Below are 19,143 nucleotides of genomic sequence, written 5' to 3'. Positions count from 1 at the left end.
AAGATCAGCTCGCAAACTTTTCCACTAACCCATCAATCAGTACTTGTGGCACACCTTGAGAACAACGCTCAATACGGCCTCTGACACCATAAACATCAGCTAGACTACTCGGAGTAATCACCTCTTCCGGTGCACCTTGCGCGATTAACTTACCTTTCTTTAGCATTAATACGTGTTCCGCATGCCTCAGAGCAATATTAATATCATGAACCACCACAACAGTAATAATATTTCTACGCTTAGTCTCTTTCGCAACCAGATCCATAACATGGTATTGATAATTTAGATCTAATGCACTTAATGGCTCATCTAATAATAATAAATTAGGTTGACGTATTAATGATTGAGCTAAACCTACCAATTGTTTTTGACCACCTGATAATTGATCTAAATAACTTAATGCTAAATGTTCAATACCTAATTGATGCAATAAGTGCATTACCTCATCTTTACTATTTTCATTACTGAGCCCACCCGATGCTCTTTGAGCAACAATCACAGATTCTAATACATACAGATGAACACCCGCAGGTAAACTTTGCGGTAAATACACAACATTTTGAGCACGTTGTGCAAAATTTTGCTGAGTTAAATCTTGCCCATCTAATAACAATTGTCCCGTTGCTTTATTTAAACCAGCCAAAGAGCGTAATAAAGTTGATTTGCCACTTCCATTTGGTCCCAGTAATACAGTAATTTTACCACGAGGTAATGTTTCAGTTTTCAGGTTTTCGATCACAGGGTGTTTCGGATAACCTGCATTAAAATGATTAATAATCAGGCCATCTGTCATGATACGTTACCTCTGTGACGCAAAATAATACTTAAGAAAAACGGTACACCAACCAGCGATGTCACAATACCGACAGGAATAATCACGCCCGGTATAATATTTTTAGATGCAATTGATGCCATCGATAATACTAATGCGCCAATCAATGCACTCGCGGGTAAGTAGAAACGATGATCTTCACCAAACATTAATCGTGCAATATGTGGAGCAACTAAACCGATGAAGGCTATTGGCCCGACAAATGCGACCGCTAATGCAGATAAGATACTAATACGCAGCAGCGTTGTTAGCCGTAAACGGCGTACATCAATACCAAAGCTAATTGCACGGTCTTCACCGAGCCTTAATGCTGTCAATTTCCAAGAGCTCATCATTGCAATTGGGAAAACAAGGAAGAAGACTAATGTCATCACCCCCAGTTTGATCCACGTTGCTTTAGACAAACTTCCCATAGTCCAAAATACAAGCCCTTGAAGCGTATCTTCAGTTGCAATGAACTGCATCATCGAAACTAATGCGTTAAACGTAAATACTAGTGCAATACCAAATAAAACAACGCCCGACGTCGCAACTCGCGTCCAACGAGTAACGGCATCAAGCATAAGTGCCGCCATTAGAGCAAAAATAAAAGCATTAGCAGAGATCACCCACTGATCTGGTACCCCCGGTATTGCTATACCAGAAACAATTGCTAATGCTGCACCAAAAGCAGCAGCACTTGATACACCAAGTGTAAATGGACTCGCTAGCGGGTTATTCAATATGGTTTGCATTTCAGCCCCAGCAAGGCCAAGAGACATCCCAATGACTACAGCCATTAATGCATAAGGAAGCCGGATATCCCATACAATAACTCGAGTACCTGCTTCAACAGATTCTGGCGATATTAAAGTCTGCCATAATTTTTGCAGCGATAACCCTGATGGGCCTAACGTGAAATCAATAACCAACGACAATACAATGGCGCCAATTATGACCGCTATCCATGTAATTCTTCGACGTAACATTTGTTGATAATGCTGCTTAACATCATTATCGTTCTCTTTAATTGCCTGTTCTACAGTTGACATTGGATCGGTAGTCGTACTCATTGTTAAAATTACCTACTAAATTTGCTTCTCACTGACCCAGTATACACCTGTTGGTTCAACTGCTAAAAATTCGTTATACAATTCAGCCAATGTTTTTTGTAGTTCAAGCCCTAAAAATAGCTCTAGATAGAATGATTTAACAAGTACTCACCATTCAAAACACCGTACTAGTACTGAATTTATCCGCTTTGCTAACGATTTCGATATCAATTTCACATCAAATATCTTAGCCTTCTTTTAATGCCAATAACAATAAAGCAAATAAGAATACTTATCAATGCGATTGCCAATTTAATTAAAGGTAAGCATCAAATTGTGATCGCACCCGAACTTTTGTTAATTAATTCAAAATAATTAACGCCTTTATTCGTAAGTGCTATTTAGAGAAAAAGAACATGATATGAGAAATAATAGATAAAAATAACAAGCATAGCCCAGTGACACGCCTTAGCTTAAACACCAATTAAGCTATTGTTTTTAAATGATTTCATTCCATAGCGCGTAAGATTTATCTTATTTTTAATAATACAATACCGTTTAATATGCCACCTAAAACAGGCATGTAGAGGATAAAAATTAGGCTTTCAGATTGAAACTTGGCAATTTTGGAATTGTAGAATTTTGAGGCGGGATTTTATACGAATAAAGCCCTCTAACCAAAGAGGGCTTTATTTAAACTATTTATTTAAACTGTCATTGTAAGAAGGAAAATCCATATCTTTATAACGAATAATGGAGGTTTTCTTGATAATTTTATAACCAAACCAAATTGCTAAAAATAGTGGAATACCGATATAAGTGGCAATAGCGCCAACCCAATCAATTCTATCTTCTAAGAAAGCTTGGTAGTTTTGCCCTAATGTAATAATTAAACATAGGATGAAAGCAAAAATAGGCCCAATAGGGAAGAAACCTGAGCGATAAGGAAGATCGTTTAAGTCCTTACCTTGTGCCATGTAACCTTTACGGAAACGATAATGACTAATCGCGATACCTAACCAAGCAATAAAACCTGTCATACCAGAAGTATTAAGCAACCATAAATAAACAGTTTGGTTACCAAACATCGAACTTAGAAAACACAGCCCGGCAATCACTGTTGTTGCAAGCAATGCGTTACGTGGAACACCACCCTTCGATAGACGAGCAAAAATACGTGGAGCTTTACCTTCCCGAGCTAAAGTGTACAACATGCGTGTTGATGCATACATGCCTGAGTTACCGGCTGATAACACAGCAGTTAAGATAACGGCATTCATTACCGCAGCTGCAGATAGTAGACCCGCATTTTCAAAAACGAGTGTGAAAGGGCTAACACTAATATCGCCAACGTCATTACGTAACAAATTAGGATCAGTATAAGGAATAATCAGACTAATAATTAAGATTGCAAAGATATAGAACAATAGAATACGCCAAAATACTTTACGTACTGCCTTAGGAATGTTCTTCGCTGGATCTTGTGATTCACCGGCTGCGATACCGATGAGCTCAGTACCTTGGAATGAGAAACCGACTATCATAGCAACACCTATCATTGCAGCGAAACCGCCTGCAAATGGCGCATCACCAACTGTCCAGTTATGCCACCCTGCGTTTTCAGCGCCATCCATGATACCAAATATCATTAGAACGCCCACGGCGATAAAAATAACAACCGTAACGACTTTAATTAAAGAGAACCAATATTCTGCTTCACCAAACCCTTTTACTGAAATGTAATTAAGCAGAAAAATAATTGCTAAGAATATCGCACTCCAGATCCAGCCCGGCGTATCTGGAAACCAATACATCATGACCAGCTGTGCAGCAACTAAGTCTACTGCTATTGTTACAGCCCAGTTATACCAATAGTTCCAACCTAGCGCGAAACCAAATCCTTCATCAACGTATTTTGAACCATACGTTGAAAAAGAGCCTGATACTGGCATATAAGCCGCAAGCTCTCCCAAACTAGTCATTAAGAAATAAACCATTAAACCAATAATGGCATAAGAAAGAAGCGCCCCACCGGGGCCAGCTTGTGCGACTGTTGCACCTGATGCAACAAAAAGACCAGTACCAATCGAACCGCCAATTGCAATCATTGCAAGATGACGAGCTTTTAGTTCTCGACGTAATCTTTGTGGGCCACCATGTTGCGTCTCAGTGGTATGTTGTTCTGACATTTATTCCCTACATTTCTTTTATTTAACCAATATTATAAGAATTCTAGCAAAATATCCTGTCAGAACTAAGTAACTCTTGGCAGTTATAAGATACCTTCATAATCCAAACAAAATTATTAGCAAAACACTCGTTTGCATCGATTAAAACATGCAACCTTGCTTCTGTATCACCTTCATTTAAGGCATTATTTCTAATAAAGTCATTTAAGATATTTATAACTAAACGACTAACTTAATCACTTACAATATTCCAATAAGTTTTTGATTGCATTAGATAAATGCTTTTGCCGATGATAAATCAAATATAACGTACGCTGCAATTTAAGACCCTCAACTTGCAACTCAACCAGTGAACCATTTTTAAGCTGTTCATCGACCACTCGCCTTGATAAACAACTGATCCCCATACCAAAACGAACAGCATGTTTAATAGCTTCGGAATTACCTAACTCCATTAAAATATGAAAGCCAGGCAAATGTGCAAATAATAGTTGATCTAGCACCCCACGCGTACCGGAGCCTCTTTCACGCAACACCCATGGTGCATCATGTAATTCTTTCAATGTAAGGGGTTTACCTACGAAAGGACTATTTGGCGCAGCGAATATGACTAATTCATCTTTTAGCCATGCTTCTGTAACCAATTCAGGACTATGGCAGATCCCTTCAATTAAACCGACATCCGCACGAAACTCCATAACTGATTTAATGACTTCTTCTGTATTACTAATATTCAATTCAAGTGGGATGGAGGGATGGTCAAAACGATACCCTGCCAGCAGTTCTGGTAACATATAATTACCAATAGTAGTACTAGCAGATAACCTTACTGCACCCATCTCTTTTTTAAATAACTGTTCTACTTCTAGCGCCTGCTCCAGCAATGCCAACGCCTTAGGATACAGTAATCGACCATGCTCATTTGTGACAAGACGCTTACCTACTCGATCAAAAAGTTGTACACCAAGTTGCCCTTCAAGATCCGTCAATGATGCACTCACAGCTGATTGGGAAAGTGAAAGTAACTGAGAAGCTTGAGTCGTCGAGCCACTTTTAAGTACTTCAGTAAATACTTCGAGTTGCCTAAGTGTTATTCGCATACAGGTAGCTCCGACGTTGTTGGCATGCATTTGTAATAATATTGTTAATATTAATGATTTATGACTAAGTTACCAGAAGAAACTTTAAACCACTAATTTAGATTGGTTATACAAAAATAATCAATTTAAATTATCCATTCGTTTGATATATGCTTATTCTAAAACGTTCTAAGTAGTATAGAAAGGTAAGATTATGAGTAAGAGTAATTCATCACCATTAGTACATAACAGTAATCATCTCTTTCTTAAGCTAATTTCAGGCATTGCTTTAGCGGGAATTTTAACCGCTATTTCGATCTACCTTGGTGATAAACCATGGTTTATTGATGTTGGCTTAGGCGCACTCACACTCGCTATTTTATTAGGTATTATTGTCGGTAATACATTTTATCCCGTCGTAAGCCCTTATTGTGATGATGGCATAAAATTCGCAAAACACTATTTTTTACGTGCTGGTATTATTCTTTATGGTTTTCGGCTAACTTTTCAGCAAATTACAGATGTCGGTATGACAGGCATGTTAATTGATGTGTTAACTTTATCATCTACTTTTTTACTTGCGTTTTGGCTAGGCAAAAAAGTATTTAAATTAGATGACGAAACCACAATTTTAATTGGTGCCGGCAGTAGTATTTGTGGCGCAGCTGCCATCATGGCAGCTGAACCTGTCGTTAAAGCGCCAGCAAGCAAAGTTGCTGTCGCGGTGTCAACAGTCGTTATTTTTGGCACCATTGCTATTTTTATTTACCCATGGCTTTACCAACTTAATGCACATTATGGTTGGTTTACACTAACAGATAGTAATTTCGGTATTTATATTGGTTCCACCGTTCATGAAGTTGCTCAAGTTGTCGCTATCGGTCATACCATTGGTCCTGATGCTGAAAATACCGCAGTGATCAGTAAAATGATCCGTGTGATGATGCTTGCACCATTCTTAATTATTCTGTCTGCTTATTTAAGTCGACGCTCAACCATAACTAAAAACCAAAATACAGAAAAAAACAAAATCACCATTCCTTGGTTTGCCGTTATTTTCATACTCGTTGCCGTATTTAATTCATTGAGCTTATTACCCGAAATATTAGTTAAAATTATCATTACTTTAGATACTATTTTACTCGCAATGGCAATGGTTGCATTAGGTCTGACTACGCATGTTAGCGCTATTCGCCAAGCAGGGATTAAGCCCTTATTTATGGCTCTTATCCTCTTCTTCTGGTTGATTGTCGGTGGATTTATCATTAATGAATTAATTCAAGCTATGTTGTAATGAGTCCATATACAAAATAATTCAATACAATTATCATCATTGGCCGCCTTAGTTGCGGCCTTTTTTATCAATTTCATTTATTGGTACTTTGATGGCATACTTCCATAAAAAGGAGTCACATAATGAAATATATTGGAGCACACGTCAGCGCCTCTGGTGGTGTTGACCAAGCCGTTATTCGCGCTCATGAAATAAATGCCACTGCCTTTGCGTTATTCACTAAAAACCAACGTCAGTGGAAGGCCGCACCTTTAACGGAAGACGTTATTGAAAAATTCAAAGCCAATTGCCTACAGTATGGTTATGGAAAGCATCAAATTCTACCTCATGACAGCTATTTGATTAATCTTGGTCATCCTGAAATTGAAGCTCTGGAAAAATCACGTGTTGCATTTATTGATGAAATGCAACGCTGTGAACAGCTCGGTATTGACTTACTTAACTTTCACCCAGGAAGTCACCTCAAAAAAATTGAAGTCGATGATTGTCTTTCCCGTATTGCAGAATCTATCAATATTGCATTAAATGAAACTAAAGGTGTGATTGCTGTAATTGAAAATACCGCAGGGCAAGGAACAAACTTAGGCTTTCGTTTTGAACATTTAGCAAAAATCATTGAAGGAGTTGATGACAAAAGGCGAGTTGGTGTCTGTATTGATACCTGCCACGCTTTTGCTGCTGGCTATGATTTACGCACAGCAGAAAACTGTGAAGAAACCTTCAAACAATTTTCCGATATAGTTGGTTTTGAATATCTCAAGGGTATGCATTTAAATGATGCTAAAAGCGAATTCGCAAGTAGAGTCGACCGCCATCATAGTTTAGGCGAAGGCAATATTGGATATACTCCATTTAGCTATATTATGAAAGATTCACGCTTTGATGGTATTCCATTAATATTAGAAACTATTAATCCTGATATTTGGCCTCAAGAGATTGCTTGGTTAAAATCACAACAAGATTAATCAGCAAAAGGCGGTAATAACCGCCTTTACATTGGTATTTATAACGATTTCATTTCTATTTTCGCCATCATCTCAGCGAGTTTATTCCGATTTTTTACCCCAACATCAGGCTGTGAAACCGAAAGAGCTGAAATAGCTGTTGCCATACGCAATGTATGAGCACTCGATTCCCCACTGAGCAGCCCATATGCGAGACCGGCTACCATTGAATCCCCTGCACCTACAGTACTAATCACCTCACAATGAGGCGGTTTTGCTAGCCAAGAGCCAGATGCATTAACCCATAAGGCCCCTTCTTCACCTAATGAAATCACTACATGAGAAATACCTTTATCACGCAATTCATGTGCGGCTTCGATGACATCTTTTAAATCAGGCAATTTGCGACCAACCCACATTTCTAATTCATGCCGATTTGGTTTTACCAGCCAAGGTGATGCCTTTAAACCTGCTTTAAGCGCTTCACGGCTACTATCAAAAATAATACATGGACACAATTGACGTAAGCGGCTCATCCATCGAGTGAATTCTTCAGGTTCAACCCCATTTGGTAGACTGCCACTCACCACGACCATATCAAAATGACCTAACCAATTAAGTGATTCTGTTGAGAAGCGATTCCAGTCTTCTTTACTTACATCAAAACCCGAAAAATTAAAATCTGTAGATTCACCATTATTTTCGGTTAGTTTAACGTTGATTCTCGTGCGACCCGGCACCATACAGAAGCGGTTCGCCATTCCGTTATCACTGAAAAAATGTTGAAATTCATCTTGGTTGTCTTTTCCCATGAAGCCACTTACTGTGATATCGATTCCAAGGTCTCGCAATACTTTCGCGACGTTAACACCTTTGCCTCCTGCATTAAGGCTAGCAGTCGTCACTAAGTTGACTTCACCGATTTCGATTGAAGAGCACAGCCCGACAAGATCATAGGCAGGATTTAATGTAATTGTAGCGACCCGGCGAGTCATAACCTCGAATCTCCCTTTATCATTATGGTCATATATACAAAAAATAGTTCGAATTGCATGCCATAAAGCTACCGCCATATCACAATGACTATAGAGAATACTGTGATTCAGCGCGCGCAGTCCCAAATTGGCAATACATATCATGCAACTTGAATTATGACGCGTATACAAGATATTTACCGCATAGTTATACCATTAAAACACAACTGATTCAGTGATATTTGCAGTTTTCCCTGATTGTTTTTCAGCGATAAACTGGCAAAATAACGGAGCTTAAAAAAAAGTAACAAGGAAATAATTATGTCTATTATTGATAGTGTTGTTGTTGGCGTTGGTGTCATCATCACGAATAAACAAGGCCAAATTCTAATGGGAAAACGCTGCAGTAAACACGCTCCATATTGGTCAATCTTTGGTGGGCACGTCGATGCTGGTGAATCATTTGAAGCATGTGCAATCCGTGAAATCAAAGAAGAAGTTGGTATTGATATCCTTTCTCCGAAAGTGTTTGGCATCAGTAATAATGTGAATACATATCGCCAAGAAGGTAAGCATTCGGTCTCTATTTGTATGCACACTGAATATAATGGCGATATTGAACCGCAAATTATGGAAAAAGATAAATGTGCAAGCATCATGTGGGTATCACCAACTGAGTTACCCGAACCACACTTTGAAGCAAGCCGCAATGCTATCGACCTCTGGCTAACACAACAATTTTATCATCATCCTGCTTAATCCCACCTATATTGTACAAATAGCCCTTACACCATTTGTACAATAATTGCACAACCCTTTATAATTACTGTTTTTTTTATATTTTTGTCCGTTAATTGTTATTTACATTATCAAACCGCAAATGTATCATTGAGCTAGTACAAAGGGACGTTAATCAGGAGTTTTCATGTCTGTCGATGCAGTAAAACTACATAAAAAGCCTTCCATAATTGGTGGAGCTATGATCATTGCCGGCACAGCTGTTGGCGCAGGTATGTTTTCAATTCCCATGGTGACATCTGGTGTTTGGTTTACAGGCTCTGTTGTCCTTTTAATCTACACATTTGCCTGTATGCTTCTATCCGGGTTAATGATATTAGAAGCCAATATGAACTACCCCGCAGGAGCCAGTTTCCATACTGTCGTTAAAGATTTATTAGGGCCTGTTTGGAATTCAATTAATAGCTTATCTATTACATTTGTCCTTTATATTCTAACTTACGCTTATATTTCAGCTGGTAGCTCTATTATCACTGGCAATTTGGCTAGCTATATTCAAATACCACAAGCCGTTGCGGGATTACTTTCTGCACTTTTAATTGCTTTTTTTGTTTGGTTATCAACCCGGGCAGTTGACCGTTTAAGCACTATTTTAATTGGCGGAATGGTGATTACCTTTATTATGTCGATTGGCGGCATGGTAACAACAGCATCACCATCGATACTATTTAATCAAGTAGAACAAGGTGATACACACTACTTACCTTACGCTCTTGCCGCACTCCCGTACCTTTTAACTTCTTTTGGGTATCACGGCAATGTTCCAGGCCTTGTAAAATATTATAATAAAGACAGTCGTTCTGTAGCTCGTAGCTTAATGTACGGTGCAATTATTACCGTAGTGATTTACATCTTATGGCAGTATGCGATCCAAGGAAATATTCCACGCTCGGCTTTCGTACAAATTCGTGAAGATGGCAATAATATTGATGCATTGCTTAATCAAATGAACTTATCGACCACCAGCAGCTTTATTTCGCAATTTTTGACACTGTTCTCTTATATGGCATTGGCAAGCTCATTCTTAGGTGTTTCTCTAGGCTTATTTGATTTTATTGCTGACTTTTTCAAGTTTAAAGATAGTGGACAAGACCGTTTCAAATCAGCATTAATCACGTTCTTACCACCAACTGTATTAGCGTTAATTTTCCCAAATGGTTTTATCTATGCTATCGGTTTTGCAGGTCTTGCAGCAACTATTTGGGCGGTTATCGTTCCTGCTCTTATGGCAAAAGCTAGCCGTAAACGCTTCCCAAACAATAGCTATAAAGCCCCAGGTGGTATCGGAATTATTCTATTTGTTATTCTATTCGGTATCATTAACGCAGTAGCACACATACTCTCCTTATTAGGTTTTTTACCCGTTTATTAATTCATGCTCCCCAGTCTAATTAGCTGGGGAGATTTTTTTACTTAAATATGCACTTAGCATCTTGCCTAATTACCTATCTACGAGTAATTTTGTCGCACTATTTTTGATGACGATAAAGAAGGTTGTTTATGGCAAAGGCCAATGAAATCAAACGTGGGTTTGCGATCAATTACAATGGCAAACTGCTACTGGTTAAAGATATTGATATTCAAGCTCCGAGTGCTCGTGGCGCGAGTACTTTATATAAAATGCGATTTACAGATATTAAAACGGGTCAGAAAGTTGAAGAACGTTTTAAAGGCGATGATATTTTAGAAACTATCTCTTTAACTCGTCGCGGAGTCAGCTTCTCTTATAGTGATGGGGATGAGTATATCTTTATGGATAATGAAGATTACACACCTTATTTATTTAAGCATGCTGATATCGTAGAAGAGCTTCTGTTCATTCCAGAAGAAGGCTTACCTGGTATGCAGGTTTTAACAATGGATGGCCAAGTACTTGCTCTTGAACTACCGCAAACTGTTGATATGGTAATTGTAGAAACGACTCCAGCTATTAAAGGGGCTTCAGCGAGTGCACGTACCAAACCCGCGACTATGGCAACTGGCTTGACAGTACAAGTACCCGAATATTTAACAAGTGGTGAAAAAATTCGTATTCATATCCCTGAGCGTCGCTATATGGGGCGCTGCGATTAATTATTGTTATTAACCTATGGGCATATGCCCATAGGGCATTTAGTGTTTACTCGTCATTTATCTGCCCTAACCTCCATGTACTATATATGTATTTTCTTTTGCTAGGGGCTGTTGAACTTTGAAGGTCAATTTTCATTCGAATTACACGTCTTTAGTTAAGATAAAAAGAAGCAAAGCGAGTGGTTCGCCGCCTAGTGAACTAGATAATAGTCGCTCAACACAGCGAAAAATCACGTTTAATTAAACCCGAAGGGCGCTTTTCATTTACGGTTTAGGCTTTTTGGTGATGTTTTTTTAGGCACCTAAGTACGTGATATAATTATATTGCTGTTATTTAAACCGATTGGTACGGTAAAAATCAGCAGCAAAGATAAACAGCCCTTAGGGCTGCATCTGAAAATAAATAACCGCAACAGCCAATCACTCTAAAAACGGGTTTTACTTACTACTCTCTCATATAATATATTCGAGTAAAACCAAATCACCATCTACGCCAAATTACTTATAACCTAAATGTATTTTCTTTCTATTACATATGATATCAGCTTAATTCACGAATATTGCAACCCTATTTTTGAGTGTATTTTAAAACCTAGAGATGTATTTTTATATTTAATATCTATCAACTATTTTTAGTACATTTAAAATATATTTTTTAAGGGTAATATTGACACAATCACACTTTTTGCAACCTAATTTATAACTTATCAATTAAAATTAGAGTTGTTATTTTATATCTAAATAATTTTAGATTAATTAAATTTCTCTCTTATTCACAAATAATAGTACTTTCTGATATGAAAATTATACTGACTAAACATCTTGAGCTTACTCCTTCCTTATTAATTGCTAGCGGACGTCAACGTGCCTGCTACCAGCATCCTGAATATGATAATTTGTGTATAAAGATACATCATGCTGATAGAGGTGACCGTGAGACACTCCGTGAAGTCAAATACTACAACCGTCTGTATAGAAGCAAATCACCTGTAACAACAATTTCCCATTATTACGGAACTCAAGAAACTAACTTGGGTCTTGGATACGTATTCCAACTTATAAAAGATAAAAGTGGTACTGTTTCAAAAACACTAGATTATTATTTAAAAAATAATAACTCTTTTTTGGAGCATCAAAAAAACATAAGATTTGCATACAATGCATTTAAAAACGATACATTTAAAGAGTCAATTGTGACGATGACATTAAAAACTTATAATATTGTCTATCAATTAGGCTATAAACCTCATGGTCAATTTTTTATTATTGATAATTTAGGCTGTGCTAATTTTATTCCTATCGATTATTTTTCTTCAAAAATAGCTCAAGCCACCCTGAAGCGACGATTTGCTGATTTTGAACAACGTGTATTTAGGGAATATCATATAAAACTCACGAATAAGCAATCGAGCTAATAAATGTTATGTTGCATTGGTTTCATAGCAACGCAAGTTGTATTTCATACAGTTTTATTTTTGCTGCTGATCCCTACATACACTTAAACTTCTTTACAATAAACAATCGTAATACTAATTATTACAAAATTAAGTCAGCCTCAACGATAATAAAGTGTGATCAAGATCACTTTATTTGCTGTGTATTTAATATCAACAACAACTAGAATCTATCTTATTAACAAAAAACACCCAGAAAGTGCGTTACATTAGTACTTAATATAATGTTTTGTAAATTATAGCCTGAATAACTCGCCATTTCAGTTCTGTTTATGTATGCTCTTTATGTTTGGTTAAATGAGTATGTGACTACCAAACTTTAACGATGGGTGTCTAACAGATGTTGTTGTGTTTGCATAACTACGTTATATCTTGTGAAACTCTCTATCTGGTTTAATCATATACACAATTTAATTGTTCTGTATTAAACAATTTCTGTGAAAAATCAACTACTGCATTTTTCAAAAATGCGTTTTTCACAGGGGTAAGTTTACGTTTATTGTGTGGAATAACACAGTACAAAAATGGCAAGGGAAATCATGAATAATGGCAACATCTGAAAAACTTAAGCGCAACCTACTGCGCATCTTACCCGCAATAGCGATTGCCGCGACACTTTCAGCTTGTACGGCCCCTAATTCTTCTAAAAATGCACAACGTACTACCCATTCTGAATCTCGCATGTTAAATGGTTCTTCCTCTGATTCTTTAGCTATGGCATCCCAAGATGAGTTTGAACAACTCGTTCAAAGTGTTGACACCAAGTCTAAAATCATGAATCAATATGCAAATTGGAAAGGTGTTAGCTATCGCCTTGGTGGAACAACTAAAAATGGCATTGATTGCTCAAGCTTTGTTCAGCGCACCTTTATTGAACAATTCGGTGTTGCCTTACCTCGTACCACATCAGAACAAGAATCTTCAGGCCAAGGTGTTAAACGCAATAGTTTAAAACCTGGTGATCTAGTTTTATTTAAAACAGGTCGTCGCATGAAACACGTTGGTATATATATCGGTGATGATAAATTTGTTCACGCTTCAACTAGTAGCGGTGTTATCGTTTCTGAACTGACAAATGATTATTGGAATAAAAGATATTACGCAGGACGCCGCGTTATCGATGGCTCATAATTAACAAGACAACTAATCCTTTGCCAATAAAAAAGCTTCCAAGTTTAAAACTGGAAGCTTTTTTATTGGGTTTGACCTAACAGAACAAATTTAATTCCGTCAATTAGGATGAATAAAAAACAGATTCAAGCTCAGCAATTGCAACTCCAGAGGCCTTTAAACGGCACATTGCAGCAAGCTCATCATTTGCATAAATAAAGAGGCAAATTTCTTTTTGCCATTCTAAAATCGCACTTTCAATTTGCATGTCTGATAACGACTCTGACAATTGCTTCATCGCAATGCAATCTGTCGCACAGTCATGACTGAGTAATTTCAGCCCCACAAGTTTATCGCTATTGAAATCATTGGTAGGCACGACTTCAACATCAGTCCCTATTTTCCCTGATAACCAGCGGTAACTTTGCGGCAGCCTGTGCACCACCGAAAGACCTGATTTTTCCACAACAAATTCCTATCGGTACTTAATCTATCATATTGTTCGAAGAATAAAGTTAACTTACTTAATTAATTAAATTTTTGAGGGTTAAGTACTATTAACTAGAATAATACTAACTCATAAATCTATATCACTCCCCATCCCCTAAATTAACCATTAGAGGTCAGTAAGCTTTGTCAAACTTCGTTCAAACCGAATTCGCTACAACCCAAAAAGGTAACGGGTTTGTTAAATATTCAAACCTAAATATAACATCAAATATAATTCATGTCGTTAAATTTTTGTGACACAAATCACTACATGCATATTCTTTTAATCGAACTATTAATTTTTTAATTTAATTTGAGTTTAAAATTCAAAAATAAGCCTAAATACTCATTATTTTTTAATATTATTAAACAGACATTAATAATACTCTCTGTGATTTTGAATCAAATTAATTAGTATTACCTTTTTTCAATTAATCAAAACAGACCCAGAAATATACATAAATTTAACAATCAATCATTGAAAGACAAAAAAATCAGCAAAAATCATATTGGGACTCTGATTTTACTGTCTAACACTTCGGTTTTGTCGAGTAGTTAATTTTTACTTAACACTATTACAATGAATATGATGCCTAACAGAAATGAATATAGCGACGATAGTTGTTTCTTCCTTGAAACTCACTATCGAAATGAAGAAGTTTATTTTTTGGCGCGCTTAGCCAAAAGAACAAATAACATAGAGCAGGCGACACAGGCGACCATAGAACTAACCATAGGCCATGCTGATTTAGCAGGGATCATTGACAGCAAGGTTCCAACCAATGCACCAATTGAAAACCGAATAGTGCCAGCAAGTGAGGAGACTGTACCTGCAATATGTGGATAGTTATCCAAAATAACGGCCATTGCATTTGAGGTAATCATTGCAATTCCACTCACATATATAGCAACCCCTAGCACTAGTGCCCAGAAACCTAGTCCCATAGCGGTAGTGGTTAACAACCAAATACCCATTGTAAACTGAACAATAATGCCCATATACAGCATCCGTTCAGCTCCAAAACGCCTAACATATCGCCCATTAAACGTAGTCATAATAAATAAGAAAATAATATTTATGCCAAAGAAATAGCCGAAATCTTGGGGAGAAACACCATTAAGTTCAATGTAAACGAAAGGCCCAGCGTTTAAAAACGAGAACATACCCGCAAATGAAAACGAACTCGCAAGAATATAGAAAAGAACCTGCTTAGCCCGAAATAGCGTTGCAAATTGCCTTAAGGTGGTGCCCAAATGAAATGGCTGACGTTTTTCAGCGGGTAATGTTTCTCGAATAAAGAAACTCACCAGAACAACAGCAATCACGGCGGCGATTGAGATACTCCAGAAAATCGCATGCCATGAAAACCAACGCATCATTTCCCCACCCAAAATCGGTGCAAGTAACGGTGCTACGGTCATCACAAGGACAACGAAAGACATACTCCGAGCAAATTCGTCTCGTGTAAACATATCTCTCATTAATGCGTTGATCACAACACTGGCTGATGCAGCAGCAAAACCATGTAAAAAACGAAACCAAATGAGAGAATCGATTGTTTCTGCAAGAGCGCAAGCAGCAGATGCAATAGCAAAGACGATCACTCCACCTAGAATAACTGGTTTACGTCCAATACTGTCAGCCATTGGGCCATAAAATAGCTGCCCTATCGCGAAACCAAAAATATAGCTATTCAGCGTCATCTGGATACGGCCTTCATCAACATTGAAGTATTGGCCCATAACCAGGAAGCTAGGTAGGTACATATCAATTGCTAAAGGCATTAGCATTGATAGTAGCCCCAAAATTAATATCAAACCTAAATAGGATGACCGCTGCTGTTGCACTCTTTAAACTCCTACATCTTTAATTATTAGCGTGGAACCGTAATACTATTGATTTCGTCTTTTGTTAATTCACGGTACTCACCAGGTGCGAGGTCAGTATCAAGCCAGATATCACCAATGCGCTCACGATGCAGCCCCGTCACATGATTTCCTACCGCGGCAAACATTCTTTTCACTTGGTGATATCGACCTTCACTAATCGTCAGTAACACCTCTTTTGGTGTAATGATCTCTAGCTGAGCTGGCTTAGTAGGGGATTTTTCACCATTTAACATCACTCCATCTTCAAAACGTTTAGCGACGTCATCGGCGATTTCGTTCTCTAGCTCTACCCGATAAGTTTTTTCGCAATGGTGCTTAGGTGATGTGATTCGATGTGACCACTGACCGTCATCGGTTAAAAGAACTAACCCTGTCGTATCAATATCAAGACGCCCTGCTGAATGTAATTTATCAGCGAGTGGCTCATCTATAAAAAAGAGAATCGTAGGGTGAGTCGGATCTTCTGTTGAGCAAATATAGCCCTCAGGTTTATGTAACATAAAATAACGTGGACCAGTTACATGCACTAATACATTACCTTCATAGGCTACTGATTTATCAGCGCTAACTTGTACGGAACCTGATTTTACGATTTCATCATCGATAGTGACTCTTCCAGCACGCAGTTCACGCGCCACAAGACTTCGGCTGATCCCTAAATGCTGGGACAAAAACTTATCCAGTCGCATAAATTCTCTTAACTTGATGGATTAGCAACTTGGTACACAGAGGTAGTCAAGTTGTTAGAAATAAAAATAGAAAGGTTATTGTGATTATGTTCACATCTTTTATTATATCAATAACTAATCACAAGTGATAGCGTCAGACTGTTAACTGGAGTTTTTAGGTCAACCGCTTGTGTTAACTTAAATTTCACATTTTACCCACTCACTATTACTAATTAATATTGAATAATATGCCCTTTGTTCTTCGTCCATACCAACAAGAAGCTGTCGATGCGACTATTCGCTATTTTCGCCAGCATAAAGAACCTGCTGTCATTGTTCTACCAACTGGTGCAGGTAAAAGTTTAGTTATTGCCGAACTTGCTCGACTGGCTCGAGGCCGCGTGCTTGTCCTTGCACACGTTAAAGAACTTGTAGAGCAAAACCACGCTAAATACCTTACTTATGGACTTGAAGCTGATATTTTTGCAGCAGGGTTAAACCGTAAAGAATCGCAAAGTAAAGTGGTGTTTGGTAGTGTGCAATCTATCGCACGTAATCTTGATAGTTTTAATGATAATTTTTCGCTCGTGATTATTGACGAATGCCATCGCATTAGTTTGAATGAAAAAAGCCAATATCAACAAATTATCAATAGACTGAGCCAATACAATCCAGCCTTGAAGATATTAGGACTTACTGCAACGCCCTATCGACTTGGCTCTGGGTGGATTTATCAATATCACTACCATGGTATGGTAAAAGGTGATGAAAAATGCTTTTTTCGTGAATGTATCTATGAGTTACCTTTGCATTACATGATCAAAAACCAGTTCCTAGTACCACCTGAACGTTTAGATATGCCAGTATTACAATATGATTTTAGCCAAGTTACTCTAAGCTCGGCAGGCATCTTCAATGAACATGAGTTAAACCTCTCCATTACAAAACAAAAACGCATCACGCCTGAAATTGTGGCTCAAATTATCGAGTACGCTTTACCACTACAAGGTTGCATGATTTTTGCTGCAACGGTCGAACATGCTAAAGAAATATTAGGCTACCTACCGACGCAAACAGCAGCGCTAATCACGGCTGATACCCCTGCTGCTGAACGCGAAGCAATAATTCAACGATTTAAAAATAAACAATTGCACTTTTTAGTCAACGTCTCTGTCCTTACCACTGGCTTTGATGCCCCGCATGTAGATGTTATCGCTATTTTACGCCCAACCGAATCTGTGAGCTTATATCAGCAAATTGTTGGACGAGGCTTACGTTTATCTCCTGGTAAAAACCAATGCCTTATTTTAGATTACGCAGGTAATCCCCACGACTTATTTCGCCCTGAGGTCGGTTCCAGCAAACCTAATTCAAATAGTGTTCCTGTTCAAATATTCTGCCCATTATGCCAATTCGCGAATACCTTTTGGGGGAAATGCACTGAAGACGGGCAAATCATTGAACACTACGGACGCCGTTGCCAAGGTTGGGAAGAGAATGATTTAGGCCAGAAACAGCAATGTGAGTTCCGTTTTCGCTTCAAGCAATGCTCTCACTGTGGAGCTGAAAATGATATTGCCGCACGACGCTGCCAAAAATGTGATGAAGTGCTATCAGATCCTGATGACATGTTAAAAGCTGCGCTCAAATTAAAAGATGCTTTAATTATACGTTGTGGTGGTATGGAGCTAACCACAGGCGCTGATCCAAAAGGTGAATGGTTAAAAATCAACTATTACGACGAAGATGGCACTTCAGTGTCAGAACGTTTTCGTCTTCATACCTCCACTCAACGTCGTGCTTTTGAACATCGTTTTTTGCGAGAACATAATCGCGCACCGGGTGTTCCTTTTGTCTGGTCAACTGCGAATGATATTATTGCTCAGCAAGCATTATTACGTTATCCACAATTTGTTGTCGCACGAAAAAAAGAAAATTTCTGGGAAATTCGACAAAAAATATTTGATTATCAAGGCCGTTTTCGTGTGGCAGACCAACTCTATACTTAAGATAATTTAGATGGTACATCAGTAATAGCCGACACCATCAAAATAGCCTTGGGCATTACAATAATGCGATTTGTCAGTATTATTTTTCACAATATAATTGAAATATAACAAATCTATTCCTAAGGGCTGTTGACCTTTGACGGTCAATCTTCATTCAAATCCAACGCTTTTTGAACAAACGAAGTAGCGCTTATCTCTTAGTGGGTTAGGTAAGAGCAGATCAATATGATTAAACATCGTTTTTAATCGAATCCCAAAATTACAACCCTTTCACCTCCTGAATTGAAATGAAATGAAATGAAATGATAA

Annotated in this window: 16 protein-coding genes; 8 read left to right on the top strand and 8 right to left on the bottom strand. The window is 37.9% G+C overall.

Annotated elements, in window-relative coordinates:
• Positions 1 to 4 precede the first annotated feature (4 nt).
• The 4 genes from OOA_RS03785 to yieE all read right to left on the bottom strand — a co-directional run bounded on the left by OOA_RS03785 (position 5) and on the right by yieE (position 5,152).
• Complete coding sequence (locus OOA_RS03785; RefSeq protein ID WP_008910798.1) at positions 5 to 793, bottom strand: ABC transporter ATP-binding protein; 789 nt, start codon at positions 791 to 793, stop codon at positions 5 to 7.
• Positions 790 to 1,884, bottom strand: a complete 1,095-nt coding sequence (locus OOA_RS03780) for a FecCD family ABC transporter permease (RefSeq protein WP_008910797.1) — start codon at positions 1,882 to 1,884, stop codon at positions 790 to 792. The genes OOA_RS03785 and OOA_RS03780 overlap by 4 nt, the downstream gene beginning before the upstream one ends.
• A gap of 677 nt (positions 1,885 to 2,561) precedes the next feature.
• Positions 2,562 to 4,052, bottom strand: a complete 1,491-nt coding sequence (locus OOA_RS03775; RefSeq protein ID WP_008910796.1) for an amino acid permease — start codon at positions 4,050 to 4,052, stop codon at positions 2,562 to 2,564.
• A gap of 236 nt (positions 4,053 to 4,288) precedes the next feature.
• Positions 4,289 to 5,152 carry a DNA-binding transcriptional regulator YeiE gene (gene yieE, locus OOA_RS03770; protein WP_008910795.1) on the bottom strand — a complete coding sequence of 288 codons (864 nt, stop codon included), beginning with the start codon at positions 5,150 to 5,152 and terminating at the stop codon, positions 4,289 to 4,291.
• Between the two features lie 193 nt (positions 5,153 to 5,345).
• Between yieE and OOA_RS03765 the strand changes: the two genes are divergently transcribed.
• Together OOA_RS03765 and nfo are read left to right on the top strand one after the other, a co-directional pair.
• Positions 5,346 to 6,425, top strand: coding sequence for a YeiH family protein (locus tag OOA_RS03765; protein ID WP_008910794.1), 1,080 nt, complete (start codon positions 5,346 to 5,348; stop codon positions 6,423 to 6,425).
• 122 nt (positions 6,426 to 6,547) lie between these two features.
• Positions 6,548 to 7,390, top strand: coding sequence for a deoxyribonuclease IV (gene nfo, locus OOA_RS03760; protein ID WP_008910793.1), 843 nt, complete (start codon positions 6,548 to 6,550; stop codon positions 7,388 to 7,390).
• A 38-nt stretch (positions 7,391 to 7,428) separates the two neighbouring features.
• On the opposite strand, the gene fruK is transcribed toward nfo, so the two are convergent.
• Complete coding sequence (gene fruK, locus OOA_RS03755) at positions 7,429 to 8,364, bottom strand: 1-phosphofructokinase (protein WP_008910792.1); 936 nt, start codon at positions 8,362 to 8,364, stop codon at positions 7,429 to 7,431.
• Between the two features lie 300 nt (positions 8,365 to 8,664).
• Here fruK and OOA_RS03750 point away from each other — a divergent pair, with 300 nt between their 5' ends.
• The 5 genes from OOA_RS03750 to mepS all read left to right on the top strand — a co-directional run bounded on the left by OOA_RS03750 (position 8,665) and on the right by mepS (position 13,799).
• Positions 8,665 to 9,102: a nucleotide triphosphate diphosphatase NUDT15 gene (locus OOA_RS03750; RefSeq protein ID WP_008910791.1), complete on the top strand. Its 438-nt coding sequence runs from the start codon at positions 8,665 to 8,667 to the stop codon at positions 9,100 to 9,102.
• A 166-nt stretch (positions 9,103 to 9,268) separates the two neighbouring features.
• Complete coding sequence (gene mtr, locus OOA_RS03745) at positions 9,269 to 10,513, top strand: tryptophan permease (RefSeq protein ID WP_008910790.1); 1,245 nt, start codon at positions 9,269 to 9,271, stop codon at positions 10,511 to 10,513.
• 128 nt (positions 10,514 to 10,641) lie between these two features.
• A complete protein-coding gene (gene yeiP / locus OOA_RS03740) occupies positions 10,642 to 11,214 on the top strand; it encodes an elongation factor P-like protein YeiP (RefSeq protein ID WP_008910789.1) in 573 nt (190 codons plus the stop codon).
• A gap of 797 nt (positions 11,215 to 12,011) precedes the next feature.
• A complete protein-coding gene (locus tag OOA_RS03735; RefSeq protein ID WP_008910788.1) occupies positions 12,012 to 12,629 on the top strand; it encodes a YrbL family protein in 618 nt (205 codons plus the stop codon).
• 585 nt (positions 12,630 to 13,214) lie between these two features.
• Positions 13,215 to 13,799: a bifunctional murein DD-endopeptidase/murein LD-carboxypeptidase gene (gene mepS, locus OOA_RS03730; protein ID WP_008910787.1), complete on the top strand. Its 585-nt coding sequence runs from the start codon at positions 13,215 to 13,217 to the stop codon at positions 13,797 to 13,799.
• 103 nt (positions 13,800 to 13,902) lie between these two features.
• Here the strand turns inward: mepS and OOA_RS03725 are convergent, their stop codons facing one another.
• The 3 genes from OOA_RS03725 to rsuA form a co-directional block, all read right to left on the bottom strand.
• Positions 13,903 to 14,244 carry a YejG family protein gene (locus OOA_RS03725; RefSeq protein WP_008910786.1) on the bottom strand — a complete coding sequence of 114 codons (342 nt, stop codon included), beginning with the start codon at positions 14,242 to 14,244 and terminating at the stop codon, positions 13,903 to 13,905.
• Between the two features lie 683 nt (positions 14,245 to 14,927).
• Complete coding sequence (locus OOA_RS03720; RefSeq protein ID WP_008910785.1) at positions 14,928 to 16,115, bottom strand: Bcr/CflA family multidrug efflux MFS transporter; 1,188 nt, start codon at positions 16,113 to 16,115, stop codon at positions 14,928 to 14,930.
• Positions 16,116 to 16,141: 26 nt separating this feature from the next.
• Positions 16,142 to 16,846, bottom strand: coding sequence for a 16S rRNA pseudouridine(516) synthase RsuA (gene rsuA / locus OOA_RS03715; RefSeq protein WP_008910784.1), 705 nt, complete (start codon positions 16,844 to 16,846; stop codon positions 16,142 to 16,144).
• A gap of 227 nt (positions 16,847 to 17,073) precedes the next feature.
• Between rsuA and radD the strand changes: the two genes are divergently transcribed.
• Positions 17,074 to 18,834: a DNA repair helicase RadD gene (gene radD, locus OOA_RS03710; RefSeq protein ID WP_008910783.1), complete on the top strand. Its 1,761-nt coding sequence runs from the start codon at positions 17,074 to 17,076 to the stop codon at positions 18,832 to 18,834.
• Positions 18,835 to 19,143 lie beyond the last annotated feature (309 nt).

The sequence above is a fragment of the Providencia burhodogranariea DSM 19968 genome, from assembly GCF_000314855.2.
GTDB classification, from domain to species: Bacteria; Pseudomonadota; Gammaproteobacteria; order Enterobacterales; family Enterobacteriaceae; genus Providencia; species Providencia burhodogranariea.
The sequence above is the reverse complement of the archived record's forward strand: the minus strand, read 5'-3'. Positions and strand labels throughout refer to the sequence as shown.

What these genes read in the sequence shown, in the direction of transcription:
- yeiP (WP_008910789.1), top strand. Translation starts at nt 10,642, where the DNA reads ATGGCAAAGGCCAATGAAATCAAACGTGGGTTTGCGATCAATTACAAT.
- radD (WP_008910783.1), top strand. Translation starts at nt 17,074, where the DNA reads ATGCCCTTTGTTCTTCGTCCATACCAACAAGAAGCTGTCGATGCGACT.
- OOA_RS03775 (WP_008910796.1), bottom strand. Translation starts at nt 4,052, where the DNA reads ATGTCAGAACAACATACCACTGAGACGCAACATGGTGGCCCACAAAGA.
- OOA_RS03785 (WP_008910798.1), bottom strand. Translation starts at nt 793, where the DNA reads ATGACAGATGGCCTGATTATTAATCATTTTAATGCAGGTTATCCGAAA.
- OOA_RS03765 (WP_008910794.1), top strand. Translation starts at nt 5,346, where the DNA reads ATGAGTAAGAGTAATTCATCACCATTAGTACATAACAGTAATCATCTC.
- nfo (WP_008910793.1), top strand. Translation starts at nt 6,548, where the DNA reads ATGAAATATATTGGAGCACACGTCAGCGCCTCTGGTGGTGTTGACCAA.
- rsuA (WP_008910784.1), bottom strand. Translation starts at nt 16,846, where the DNA reads ATGCGACTGGATAAGTTTTTGTCCCAGCATTTAGGGATCAGCCGAAGT.
- OOA_RS03780 (WP_008910797.1), bottom strand. Translation starts at nt 1,884, where the DNA reads ATGAGTACGACTACCGATCCAATGTCAACTGTAGAACAGGCAATTAAA.
- fruK (WP_008910792.1), bottom strand. Translation starts at nt 8,364, where the DNA reads ATGACTCGCCGGGTCGCTACAATTACATTAAATCCTGCCTATGATCTT.
- mtr (WP_008910790.1), top strand. Translation starts at nt 9,269, where the DNA reads ATGTCTGTCGATGCAGTAAAACTACATAAAAAGCCTTCCATAATTGGT.
- yieE (WP_008910795.1), bottom strand. Translation starts at nt 5,152, where the DNA reads ATGCGAATAACACTTAGGCAACTCGAAGTATTTACTGAAGTACTTAAA.
- OOA_RS03750 (WP_008910791.1), top strand. Translation starts at nt 8,665, where the DNA reads ATGTCTATTATTGATAGTGTTGTTGTTGGCGTTGGTGTCATCATCACG.
- mepS (WP_008910787.1), top strand. Translation starts at nt 13,215, where the DNA reads ATGGCAACATCTGAAAAACTTAAGCGCAACCTACTGCGCATCTTACCC.
- OOA_RS03735 (WP_008910788.1), top strand. Translation starts at nt 12,012, where the DNA reads ATGAAAATTATACTGACTAAACATCTTGAGCTTACTCCTTCCTTATTA.